Annotated in this window: 11 protein-coding genes; 4 read left to right on the top strand and 7 right to left on the bottom strand. The window is 56.1% G+C overall.

Annotated elements, in window-relative coordinates; translation table 11 throughout:
* The 4 genes from APR53_02000 to APR53_01985 form a co-directional block, all read right to left on the bottom strand.
* The coding region (locus tag APR53_02000) for a hypothetical protein (GenBank protein ID KQC05836.1) at positions 1-917 on the bottom strand (917 nt) is incomplete at its 3' end.
* A gap of 325 nt (positions 918-1242) precedes the next feature.
* Entirely contained in the window at positions 1243-2280 is a 1038-nt protein-coding gene (locus APR53_01995) for a tungstate ABC transporter substrate-binding protein WtpA (GenBank protein KQC05835.1), read from the bottom strand.
* Positions 2281-2463: 183 nt separating this feature from the next.
* The gene (locus APR53_01990) at positions 2464-2718 is read right to left on the bottom strand and encodes a hypothetical protein (GenBank protein KQC05834.1); all 255 of its coding nucleotides are present in this window, start codon (positions 2716-2718) and stop codon (positions 2464-2466) included.
* Positions 2712-3806, bottom strand: a complete 1095-nt coding sequence (locus APR53_01985; GenBank protein KQC05837.1) for a ribosome biogenesis GTPase RsgA — start codon at positions 3804-3806, stop codon at positions 2712-2714. Before APR53_01985 ends, APR53_01990 begins: the two co-directional genes overlap by 7 nt.
* Before the next feature lie 495 nt (positions 3807-4301).
* Between APR53_01985 and APR53_01980 the strand changes: the two genes are divergently transcribed.
* Positions 4302-5480, top strand: a complete 1179-nt coding sequence (locus tag APR53_01980) for a sodium:proton exchanger (protein ID KQC05833.1) — start codon at positions 4302-4304, stop codon at positions 5478-5480.
* Between the two features lie 68 nt (positions 5481-5548).
* On the opposite strand, the gene APR53_01975 is transcribed toward APR53_01980, so the two are convergent.
* Together APR53_01975 and APR53_01970 are read right to left on the bottom strand one after the other, a co-directional pair.
* Positions 5549-6805: a hypothetical protein gene (locus tag APR53_01975; protein ID KQC05832.1), complete on the bottom strand. Its 1257-nt coding sequence runs from the start codon at positions 6803-6805 to the stop codon at positions 5549-5551.
* Between the two features lie 9 nt (positions 6806-6814).
* Entirely contained in the window at positions 6815-7282 is a 468-nt protein-coding gene (locus APR53_01970; GenBank protein ID KQC05831.1) for a hypothetical protein, read from the bottom strand.
* Positions 7283-7523: 241 nt separating this feature from the next.
* On the opposite strand from APR53_01970, the gene APR53_01965 reads away from it, so the two are divergent.
* Positions 7524-7910 carry a hypothetical protein gene (locus APR53_01965; GenBank protein KQC05830.1) on the top strand — a complete coding sequence of 129 codons (387 nt, stop codon included), beginning with the start codon at positions 7524-7526 and terminating at the stop codon, positions 7908-7910.
* Between the two features lie 475 nt (positions 7911-8385).
* On the opposite strand, the gene APR53_01960 is transcribed toward APR53_01965, so the two are convergent.
* Entirely contained in the window at positions 8386-8793 is a 408-nt protein-coding gene (locus APR53_01960) for a hypothetical protein (protein ID KQC05829.1), read from the bottom strand.
* A gap of 225 nt (positions 8794-9018) precedes the next feature.
* On the opposite strand from APR53_01960, the gene APR53_01955 reads away from it, so the two are divergent.
* Both APR53_01955 and APR53_01950 read left to right on the top strand, forming a co-directional pair.
* Entirely contained in the window at positions 9019-10278 is a 1260-nt protein-coding gene (locus APR53_01955; protein ID KQC05828.1) for a hypothetical protein, read from the top strand.
* A gap of 591 nt (positions 10279-10869) precedes the next feature.
* Positions 10870-12438 (top strand): hypothetical protein, encoded by a 1569-nt coding sequence (locus APR53_01950; protein ID KQC05827.1) that lies wholly within the window; start codon positions 10870-10872, stop codon positions 12436-12438.
* Positions 12439-12469: the final 31 nt, after the last annotated feature.

Here is a 12469-nt window from a genome sequence, read left to right as displayed (position 1 = left end):
TAGGAGAGGCCCGTTGCCTCGAGTGCGCCGAGCGGGGTGGTCTCGCTGACGGTGTAGGCAGTGCCGGCTGCATCAAGGGAGTATGCCGTCACGTCGAAGGTCGCGCCTGATGTCAGGGTCACCGGGCCGTCATACAGGACGTCCGTGACCGGTGCCGGATCATCGCTGAGAATAATGATGTCCGAGATGTACTTCACCGAGAGGCCGGTGGTGGTGGGGTACATCTCCGTTCCCGAATAATAGTAGTACCAGTACTCCGGTGCCGCAGCCTCGTGCCAGTTCCAGTTCCCGAACGCATGCACGCCGAACGGGTTTGTTGCGTCGTCGGCGAACCAGACCAACCGCATGCCGTCAGAGTAGCCGGTGTCGGGATACGATCCCGAGGGGTACGTGGAGAGGCCATCGATGTACCAGGTAAGCACCATCGGGCCTTCCCGGGAGGAGTAACCGTACACGTTTTCGTAGGCAAACGTCTTGGAGAGGCCATCGGAGGCCTTGACCAGCACTTCCTCGCCAGCGTTCATACCCCCGACCAGATCGCAGAGATCTTTTACGTTCGTGCCCTTGACGGCCCCCATGTCCTTTGTCAGGACATTCGTGTCTTCCGCCGGGTTCCACCGGAGCATTTCCTCAGTCGCCGGGTCAGGATCATCCAAAAAGACCGGGCCCTGGTGGTAGTAATGGGTTGTCCCGTCACCCATCACCGGCAGATTGGCTTCGAGCCATACATAGTCAACCGTTGTTTCATCAATGACGGTCACGCCGTCACTGGCAAGTTTGGTAATCGTGACCGTGGTCGTCGGGGCAGCCGCCGCCGCGCCGACGCATGCCACCACGAGACACAGTACCATCAGAAATACACGCATTGCATTCATCGAATTCTCCTCCCGCAGAACTGCCGGGCGGTTGCTCCACACACCAGCCGTCCCCCTCCAGTACGACAGTCGGGTTCTATCGGGTTATGGTTACCTTAACCCCCCATTTGGTAAAATAATTTCCATTTATATCATTCATAAGTTAAAATTATTTGATTATCAATCCGTAAATCATATTTGATGTAATAATGGGATAATGTCTGGTGATAATCACTGGGGTAAACAGGTATCCGGGGCACGGCTCGTCCAATACCTCCCCGCCACGCCAAAGAAGAAAAAAGGAAAAAGAGAGATTTTCCACCGGACTTTCTATCGGGTCCGCCGGTGTCGGCCTGACAGCTCCTGATACGCACGTGGCCGGTATCCTTCAGGCTACAGGTACCGCGATGACCGCTTCCGGGGAAAGGGGTGTCGGCCACGACGTTCTCCCCCCGGCAAACCGTTCGAGCGTAAAATTGATGAAATCGGCGGCACCCTCCGGGTTTTCAGCCGTCGTAGGTATGGTGATGGCATAGACTATCGGCCGGCCGGTCCGGAGACTGCCGATGGATGAAAACCGCTGGAACGAAAGCCGGACTGCGACGGTGGCGTACCGGGGGGCCAGCTCCGGCGATCCCAGATCTATCTCGGGCGGGAGGTCGATCCACTGCAGCCCGTGCTGCCGGGCAACGCTCCGGTACTCGAACGCGTAATCAATACCGCCGGCATCGAGCAGGGATAATAAAAATATGCTTCCGTCCCGAATCACGATTTTTTCCGCTTCAGGCTCTAAAAATTCGGGAAGGAGTGCCGTTGCCACCGATCCGTCACGGACAACCGGTACCGGATTCCCGAGATGATCGGCAATAGTGGCATGGTACAGCCCCGGCAACCCGTAATACTCTTCAGCGAGCATCATCACCATCTGCGCCCGGTAGCCTGCCGCATCGAGCACCGGATTCGAAAAGCCGAAACGGACACCGGGACGGGCAAGAATGTCGTACCAGTTTTCGGCGGTAATCTCGCCGGCATACCGGCTTGCGTTCGTATAGGCGATGACCATGCGGTTCATCGCAAAGGGGATGTACCATTCCGCGTACCGCCCTTCTCCGTCCGCCACGGGGAGCGACATCATCTCGGGAATCAGCGACTCGTCCGCAACCGCCACCACATCCACCCGGCGGTGCAGGTCTGTCACCTGCCGGATGGCCTGAATGCTGCCGTGCCCCTCGATACGGACGTCGACATCGGGGTGCAATGCTTCGTATTCCTGCTCTATTACCTCGAACGGACCGAGGAGGCTGCCTGCCGGGACAACATTCAGGACGCTCTTCTCCGATGAGGGGGCAGAACAGCCTGCCAGAAGCATCGCAGCACAGCAGCATGCGATCAGGAGAAGAGCACTCCCCGCCCGAATCTGTTTCATATCAATCAATCCGCCTGTGTGACCGGATACGCTCCCGAGACACCGATCCCGTGAGTGATTGTGGGGAGGATAAATGGATAAATATTGTGAATTATCGAAGAAATAAACTATTTCTCATTACTGCTATCCAGTGAAATCCGGCACCCCCGCCCGTTCACGGGGCGGAGGGTCCCCGGCCGTTCGTCACGGAAAAAAGTGTGGCTGTTCAGGCCCGCCGCCGCAGGACCCGGGCATTGCAGCCGAGAATTCCCCGGAATGCGCCGGGGATGAGGTGTATCCGACAATCTCAAACGTGCCGGGAGTCATATCCCGGCCATCATAGCCATAATCATCACGCGTTCCGCCGAGGCAAGTTGACGAAACGAGGATGTACCCGCCCGGAACCGGGCAGAATTTCCCGGAAATAAACGATCCCCGCGTGTACGGGCCTCTCACCACGTCTGATCCTTACGATATCGCTGGGCCGCTTTGCTGAGCCCCTTCCACCGCTTCTTCTCAAGGCGTTTCAGCCCGATATCGGCCTTTTCGGCCTGGAATGCGGCTTCCTGTGCCAGCCGCCGGTAGCTCATGAGCCGCTCCTCCGGGAGAAGGCCTTCGCAGACTGCCTCCCTGACCGCACAGCCGGGCTCGTTTCCGTGGCGGCAGTCGGGATACCGGCACCCTCTGGCGAGCTCGAGCACGTCCGGGAAGGTGTCACCCAGACCCGGTCCGGCAGTGCCGAGCCGGATCTCCCGGAGGCCGGGGTTGTCGATGAGCATCGCTCCGCCGGGGAGCACGAAGAGCTGGCGCACGCTCGTAGTGTGCCGGCCCTTTCCATCCCACTCGCGGACGTGCCCCGTCTCCTGCACTGCTCCTGCCATGAGCCCGTTGATGATGGTGGATTTGCCCACCCCCGAAGAACCGATAAGGGCAATGGTCGTCCCCGGCTGCAAAAATTCGTCCAGCCCGGAAAGGCCGCCCTCCCGGAGCGCACTGACCGCGACGACCGGTACGTTCCCCGCAACCGCGGAGGCCCGCATAACGAGGTCTTCGGGGTCATCTGCGAGGTCGGCCTTGTTGATCACGATCACCGGTTTCGCCCCGGATGCATGGACGACCGCAAGGTACCGTTCGAGTCTGCGCAGGTTGAAGTCGGCGCCTGCGGCCGTCACGATAAAAACGGTGTCGATGTTCGCGGCAATCACCTGTTCGTCGCCGCCCTCTCCCGGTGCCCCGCGGGAGAAGGTGGTGCGTCTCGGCAGGATATCCACGATCATACGAATGCCCTCCTCCGGCCGGTCGAGAATCACGACGAAATCGCCGACCGCAGGCGCCCGGCCCGTGCGGCGGAGTGCCCCGGAGATGCCCATTCTCGCCGGACCCCCGGCGAGAAGCACGTCGAAGGCCGTCCGGTGCCTGCTCGACACCCGCCCGGCACTATACGGGCCCGAATACCGGGCGAATGTCTCGTCGCATGCCTCGTCCCACCCGAGGGCCTGAAGAGTGAGGGGGCTGGCTGCCTGAGTGGTTGTCGCGGTTTCGTTCATAGCGATTTCCCGTGATATTTGGGTGAGGCACGAAGATTCAAATGCCTTTTCCTGTTGCATCGCTTCGGAGCATGATCACCGGGCCCGCCCCGCCGGTCTTTCCGCTCATCGACCTGCGCGAGCTTTTTAGCACCCCTCCGGCGCCGTGCACCAGCGGCGGGACTCACCCGACTTCTATAACAGGTGGCACACCCTTGTCTGTCTGCATCCGCTGCGCCAGATCATGACCCCCCACAGTCGCAGGAAATCACCGGGAGGAGGGGAGGGCCGGGGTATCTGTAACCGATCCGGAATCGTTCTGGTGAGTCCTTATGTTGCACTTTTTTTCAGGCACTTTGTAGAGGGATTTTCAATAATTTTCCGCAGGCCGCCTTCCCGCGGTTCTCATCTCCCTGCGGAGTTTCGCAGGTAAATTCCGGCAAAACAGCCCCATACTGATGAGAATTAAGAGCCTGATGCATGAATTATTTAAGGCCAGACAACTGTACTTTTTGTATGGAGAGCATAGCATTCTCTATCGAGTTCCAGATGAGTCTGCTCCTCTTCCTCGCACTTGCCGGCTACCTTCTGGCATCCCGGATCAACCAGTCGGCAGTGATAGGGGCCATTCTCGTGGGGATACTGGTCGGACCGAGCATGCTCAGCCTGATCACCTACACGGACTTCGTCCGGAGCCTGGCTCACCTGGGAGCGATTATCCTTCTCTTTGTCATCGGTTTCGAATTCAATATCAAGGATATCCTCAAAATACGCTACGGTGTCATTGGTTTAATCGGCGTCGTCATACCCTGGATTGGCGGCTACTTCACAGCCCTCCTCTTCGGATTCGACCTCGCAAGCGCGGTCTTCGTCGGCACAGCGCTCACCGCGACCAGTGTTGCCATCACCGCCAATGTCCTCAGAGAGATCGGCATGCTCCAGACCGAAGCTGCGAGAGCGATCATCGGCGTGGCCATCATCGACGACATCCTTTCACTGCTTGCGCTCTCCCTCACCGAAGACCTGGTCAGCGGGAGCATCTCGGCAGTCTCGATATCGTTTGTTCTTGCCAAAGCCCTCGCTTTCATCGTCATCGGCGGTGCCATCGGGCTCTTTGCCGTGAGCCATCTCATCGAGCGGATGGATGCTTCACGTCTGGCGCAGTTATATCCTGAGTTCGTCTTTATCTTCGCCATGATGATCGCGTTTCTCTATGCCATGTTCGCAGACCTGATGGGTCTGTCGGGGATTGTCGGGGCATTCATCGCCGGGGTCGCTTTCGAGGGGATTGGGCTCCGGAACAGCAAGGACGTCAAGGAAGGCGCCGAATACCTCCAGATCATCTTCGCGTCGATCTTCTTCGTCTCGCTCGGTATTCTTGCGGATTTTCGTGCGCTCACTCCGGAGATTTTTTACTTTCTCATAGCACTGACCGTGGTTGCCATCATCACCAAGGTGATAGGGTGCGGCCTTCCTGCCCGGATTATGGGGATGTGCCGCGAAGATTCTCTGATCGTTGGATTTGGTATGGCCCCGAGGGGCGAGGTGGCGATGATCGTCGCGCTTATTGGGCTCAACAAGGGGCTTATTGGCCAGGGAATCTTTATCGCGATCGTCCTGATGAGCCTTCTGACCACCGTCATCACGCCGATCGTCTACCGGAACTGGTTCTTCAAGGGTGAATACTGCAGATAGGGGAGATGGGGGGAGAAAGAGGCCCGCATCCCTTCAAACTCCCTGACCGGGCCCGTCCCGCCCGTATCTCAGAAGTTCTTGTCACGGGCCGTCAGAAACATCATGTCGGCGGGCGGTTGTTCCGGGCATGCCGATGCAGGGAGCTCCCTGAGGCCCGAAACCGCGCTGAAGGCGTACCGGGTTCTGGTGCCTGCCTTCTCCGGGTCCTCCAGCCACGCATACAGCCGGTCCATGAAAGGGTTGACCCGGTTGATGATGGGGATCACGATGAGGTTGTCGGCCTCTGCCGTGGCGATAATCGTTTCGATGTCATCACTATCCGTGTTGATGGCCGTCTTCTCCCGGAGGCGGGGCGGCAAGTGCTTAAAGACGTGCCCGGTTCCGAATCCGGCAAACCAGATGCGTTCGATCCGGTCCCCGAACTTCTCATCGATTTCACCGAAGAAGTCCTCGAATATATCGCTCCTTCCTACGCGATCCTTGCGAAAGTACGCCACGAGAGCGACCTGCTCCGGGGTTTGCCGGAGGAGGTACCTGAGCATGTGAATGAGGGAGATGGGGTCGTTGATCTTTGCCGCGTTGACGTACCGGACCGAACGGCAGTTCACCTTCACCTTGAGTTTCTCCGTGATCCTGCGGAGAAACGGTGCCGGGTTCTCATGTATGCCGAAGGTGCTCTGCATAAAAGCGGCCGCATTGCAGAAGTTTTCGATGCCCGGAATCTCCCGGTACTCCGGAGGGATCGAAACGTCGTGGAGCACCACGTGGCGGGGGTGCTGCCCGGCGAAATCACGGAGGATCGGGAAGACGAGATCATGGACTTTCGGGATCGGTTCGCTGTAGTAGACGTGTTTCAGCTCGTCGGTGACCAGCCAGTTTCGTGCGAAATTTTCCGTCATCTCGGCAAGATCGTTTCCGAGCCCCTCCGTATGGTCTATCCTGATATTCGGGATGATGATATGGCGGGGGCGAAGAATGTGATGGATATACCGCATGGTGTAGGGCGTAATGGCCTGGTTTTCAAAAATAATCGCGTCGACATCGTGACTGATGACCGAGGGAATGTTGTCGTAATCGAGCAGTATATTGTCCCGCTCCCGGAAGATGTCGATATGCTCGCCGTTATGAATGATTTGCGGGGATTCGCCGGTGATCTTTGCAAGGGTCCGGGCTCCGGTACCCCGGATCATCTCTTCGAGCAGCATCACCGTCGAGGATTTCCCCCGGGTCCCCTCCACAAGTACACGCATGGAAATCCGGCTGATCTTTTCTTCAAACGCCCGGATGTCTCCGGACCGGTGGATCTCTGGAATGAATGCCTTCATGGTTCTCCCTCAGACGATCGCCGACAGCCCCACGGCGAACAGGTACACCGCCGCAAAGTTGAGAGCCAGCATTCCGGCGCTCTGGAATCCGCTTTCGACGGTATAGCTTTCTTTTGCAATATTGTACGCGATAATCCCCGGGAATATCGTGAAGATGATGATCTCCTCGAGGTGGAGAGCGTAAACAAACGAGACGAGTTCGATGATGGCGCCCGAGGCAAGGATCGATACTCCAAGGTATCCGTAGAGGAGCCTCCTCCCGTAGAGGAGGGTTTTTTCCGCCACGGCCTGCATCACGAAGAGGCAGACAAGTGCCGATACGATGAAAACCGGGAGAATTGCCACGTCCTGCAGGGTGTAAATCACGAGGAGGGGAATGGCAATAACGCCCCCCACCTTGTAGCGCTTCACCTCGTAGAGGAAAAACCCGAGGGCGAACCCGAAGAGCAGCGTCGCCATAAAGACGAGAATGTTCATTAGCAATACCTCATCCTAAAAAGTATTTAATTATTCGCCTTATTGGTTATCTCTAATGATAAACAATTGCAGCACCGGAATCGTGCCGCCCGGGCCCCCCGTCCGCAGACACTACCGTCCGCGGGCGACAAGGTATTTATCCGCCCGTTCCCATGCTCACCACGGGGACGGCACTTCCCGGTGGGGGACCCGTCCGTGCCAGGCGTGCGGGTACCCTCGCACGGGATTGAGGTGACGATGCGTGATTGAGGAACTATCTGAAAGCTCCGGCAATGTGCTTGGATTCCAATTTTCCGGGGAGATTACCGATGATGACTACATGGGATCGTTTATTCCCGCCCTGCGGCGGGCTGTCAAGACGTTCGGAACGATCCGCGTGCTCGTTGATATCTCCGATATGCAGAGCGAGGACTTCGGTGCGATGGACGATGATATCCGGGAGCGGGAGCGGATCCTGTACGTTGAGCGGGAAGCCATCGTTGGTGATGAAGACTGGGTGAAGCGCCTGGTAAACGTCGACCATTTCTTCCTCTTTCCCGGGGCCGACGTCCGTTTCTTCGGAACGGAGCACCGGACAGAGGCATGGCGCTGGCTCCGGGAGGGTCTGCCGTCATCGATATCCCGGTGAAAGGGCGGATAGCTGCGACGGTTTTCTCACAGAACGAAGCCGCTCGCTGTTGCGTCACTGCTGAGGGAATACACGCGGCAGGAGAAGCTGTGATACCTGACCAATGCACGGGTACGGTGGCCATTCGCATCCGACTCACTATTAGGAAATCCCGCAGGGATACGCTCAGAGAGTTTTCCTGCTTTGATTGTGACCGGTACTAAAAAGATTATTTTATTATTGCCGCCTTCACCTTTGCCATGACGTCCGGCAGTATCACCGGCATATTGTGGGCAGAGTCTAGTATCTTTGATTAAAGAAGGATTAAGAGGAAGAACAAGAAGTACAGAAAGTACTCTCACATTTCTTCCAGAGATAATCCACGAATAATCAGTTCTCAAAAATGAACTTGCCATTCTCAGAAAAATTATTTGATCTAAGTTCCATTCCAATTAAAGGTGAGGTGGATCTTACAATCACCTGATATTAAAAAGATTTATATTTTTGCAAGCAACTCTTTCTTTTTCGTCTCAAATTCATCCTCAGATAAAATACCTGCATTTTTCAATTCTGATAGTTTTTTGATCTGATCTACAATATCCACTTGTTCCTGAACAACAACTTGGGATTGCCCCTGTGATTTTTTTCCTCCCCCTATTCTCCCTGCAATACCCATTTGAATAGTCTTTAATATGTCATTTGCACCGTCTTTTGGAATATTTTTAATCATAAAAGGTTGTGGATTGTGTCGCATATTAATGAATAAATCAGTTGCTAAAATACCTTTCTTTAAATTTGCGTTCGCCATATCCGAATAAAGGTGATCTGTAATATTTGCTCTTAAACCAAGAGTAGTGGGGGTCATTTTGATTATCCGATTATCAGTGACAAAAATTGATTCCAATCCTGTTAATTTTCCACCAACACTTCCTGCTAAATTTCCTAATCCAGATTGTTGGAAAGCGAATAATACATTTTCTTCTGGTAGCAATACACTTTGTATTTCATCAGGAATCTCAATTTCGGAACCAGATAATATACTTGCCATGGTATTTAATACCAAATATAAAGGATAAAAACGTTATGATTTGATTTAATAGATCTTAGGAAACGACGCATGGTGTTGTGCATGGGCGGAAATGAGGATACGGCTCGACTCGGGGCCTGCACGGTGGTGATCATCGGCGGGGGCCCTGCCGGGCTTTTCTGTGCGCTGCAGGCAGCCGGTGAGGGTCGACGGGTTCTGGTCCTTGAGAAGAACGCCACATGCGGGCGGAAACTGCTGATCACCGGCACGGGGCAGTGCAACCTGACGAATGCAGGGGATATCGGGGACTTTTTCTCCCATTACGGCGATCACGGCTCATTTCTTCGGCCTTCCCTTCGCGGATTTACCAACCGCGACCTGCTTGCGTTTTTTAAGGCGCGGGGCCTCTCCACAACCACAGAATCCGGAGGAAAAGTCTTTCCTGCGTCGAGGAAAGCGCAGGATGTCCTTGCTGTCCTCCTTTCCGCCTGCAGGGAACGCGGTGTCATGATCCGGACCAGCGAACCGGTGCGGAGCGTTGCTGCCGGGGACGGCCGTTTTGTCATCGTATCGCAGGAGGCCGTATACCCGGCCTGCTGCTGTGTGATCGCCACCGGCGGTGTCACCTTCCCGGGCACCGGTTCGACGGGCGACGGATACGCCTTTGCAGCGGGGCTCGGCCATTCGGTGACCGAGCCGGCGCCTGCGCTTGCCGCCGTAACGGTGGTGGATTATCCCTTTGCGGACTGTGCAGGGACGTCGTTTGAAAACCTGCCCGTCTCCCTGTACAGGGACGGGAGAAAGATCCGGCAGCAGACCGGGGACCTGCTGCTGACGCATTACGGTCTTTCCGGTCCGGCAGTGCTCCACCTTTCCCGGTATGTACGGGAGGGCGACGTGCTGGCCGTCGCCTTCCTTCCCGGCCGGGACCCGGCGGAGCTGCACCGGGAGCTGACGGAAAAAATCGCGGCCCGCGGACAGCGGCAGGTCAGGACCCTGCTTCTTGAATTCGGGCTTTCCGAGCGCTTTGTCAGGCGACTGCTTGAAATCACCGGCATATCTCCCGACCGTACCGGCGCCCACCTGTCACGGGCGGAACGTGCCGCCCTCGTCGCCGGCCTTATCCGCCATCCCTTCACCGTCGCAGGACTGGGCGGGCTGAACGAGGCAATGGTCACCGCCGGCGGGGTGGCGCTCGATGCGATCAACCCGAAGACCATGGAATCCCGGCATTTTCCGGGGCTGTTTTTCATCGGCGAAGTGCTTGACATCGACGGCGACACCGGCGGCTACAACCTGCAGGCGGCGTTCTCGACCGCTGCAGCGGCGGCCCGGCGGATTGCGGTGCTCTGCGGCGGTTGAGGGTGCATGCACCGCCTGTTCTGCGAACATTCCGGGTGGAACTGGGGAGACGGAGAGCGCAATTGCCACATCTCGCCCGCGGGACCGTACTGTGGCCGGGATCCTGATAAAACATCATGTATTTTTTGAGTGTTTTGATATCTGACGGAAATTTGACGTTTAAAGCTTCGTTCTGACAGGGGATCGGGGCGGTTTTCTAATCGCATGTTCATTCTCCTGATAAGCAGCAGATATTATGACCGTCCCGAACCCTTTTATCGGTGGATTAACCTTTTTTAATTGATAAATTGGTAAAATTAGCCATAAGTTTTATTTCAACCCCGGTGCATGTTTGCATTTGGATTTACTACGACGTATTCAGCATTCCGGAAGCAGAATCCCTGCCCAAACCGGCACGTCGTCCGATGGGTGAAATAAGAGGGTGATGGTATGAAAGACACGGTGAGAAATCGAATTGCACTACTGCTGCTGGTATGTGGGGTTGTGCTCGTTGCCGCACCTGCGAGTGCCTATACGACCGCAGTGACGGTCACGAGACTGGCAAGCGACGGGTTGACACCTATTGGCCAAACGACGGTGAATATGTCGTGGATGGAAGCAAATCTCCCTGTTTACGGTGACGGTTTGACCTCTTACTACTTCCAGGGACCTGTTTTTGAGGGGGAGTGGGAGGCCAATTACGGGGTATGGTTTCCGGAATACCGTAACGACTGGCCGGGGGGGATAGCTCCCTCATGGGATGAATCCGAAGAGAAATGGGACAGGTTCTGGAACGGGATCGAGTACGTGCAGAACGAGGAGGTCAACTGGCAGACAAAAAATCTGGGAACACTGAAGGGGACCGACGTGAAAGATCTCTGCGACCTCGCAGGCGGCGTTCCGGAAGGATCATCCGTCCGTATCATCGCAACGGATAACGCATACAAAGAGCTCCCGTATGCTGCCGTCTACACTCCCGATACGCGGCTCGGACCCTATGTAGTGACCTGGTGGTCGACGGGAGGCGGTGAAAGCGGTTCCACCGGCGGGTATGCCGGGCCTGATTATACGACCGGAATGCGGGCAACCTTTTTAGCAGACGATTCGGGAAATCCCGTGGGTGAACACGTCGCCGGGCTGGGTGACATGGCCTGGGGACTCCCGTCGGAGTACTGGTATTACTATATGAGCGGCGGTATCGAATACCCCTCGCTGGGCGGCTATACCCTGAAATATGTCGACAGGATATGGATCTCTACGGATGAACCTGTTCCTGCGCCGGTTGCCGAGTTTACGGCAGGAATCAAGACAAATCAGGTGGTTAACGGCGGATTCGAGACAGGGGATCTCGCTGGCTGGACGTCACTGAATGCTGCAGCCAGCACCTCTGTGAAAAATTCCGGCATTTATAGTGCGAAATTAACGGCTCCGGCATCAGGTTCTGCCTATATTGAGCAGGACATTGATCTTACCGACGTCTCCACCCTGAGTTTCTGGCGCAAGTCCTACGGTTTTACGGATCGCTATCTTCAGGTCATGATTGACGGAACCGGGGTGGCGCACTATCCCGATGCGTCGACTATCACCCGGGTTGAAAAGATTGACGTCTCCGGGTATTCGGGGGTTCATACGGTCCGGTTCACTGCCGTATGCGATGCATCTGCAGGATTGTTTACCGTCTATCTGGACGATGCGGAGGATTTCGGCCCCGGGACCGGCGGAATTCCTCCCCTCACCGTTGCCTTCACCGATCTGTCGGAGAAGATGGAAGATCCGGCCTCTACATCCTGGTTATGGGACTTTGGGGACGGTGCCACCTCAACAGAACACTATCCGATCCATACCTATACTGCCGCGGGAACGTATACCGTGACGCTTACCGTGACCAACGCAGGCGGGAGCGACGACGAGGTGAAGGCCGGGTATATCACCGTCACTCCAGCTCCGGTCCTTTCCCCGTTCCCCGGCTACACCGCTCTCCCGAAGGATCCCGACGGGGACAGGCTCTTTGAGGACGTGAATGGCGACGGCGTCTTCAGTTTCGGCGATATTCGCACATTTTTCGAATACTATGATGCCTGGATCCCGGCAAATGAACCGATAGAGTGTTTTGATTATGATGATAATGCCGTGATCGGGTTCGGAGATGTGCGGGCACTCTTCTTTGAGTGGGGGACATAAAGCGGGGCGAAAAAAAGGGGGATTTCTTTTT

Origin of the sequence: Methanoculleus sp. SDB, from assembly GCA_001412355.1 — an archaeon.
GTDB lineage: Archaea > Halobacteriota > Methanomicrobia > Methanomicrobiales > Methanomicrobiaceae > LKUD01.
The sequence above is the reverse complement of the archived record's forward strand: the minus strand, read 5'-3'. Positions and strand labels throughout refer to the sequence as shown.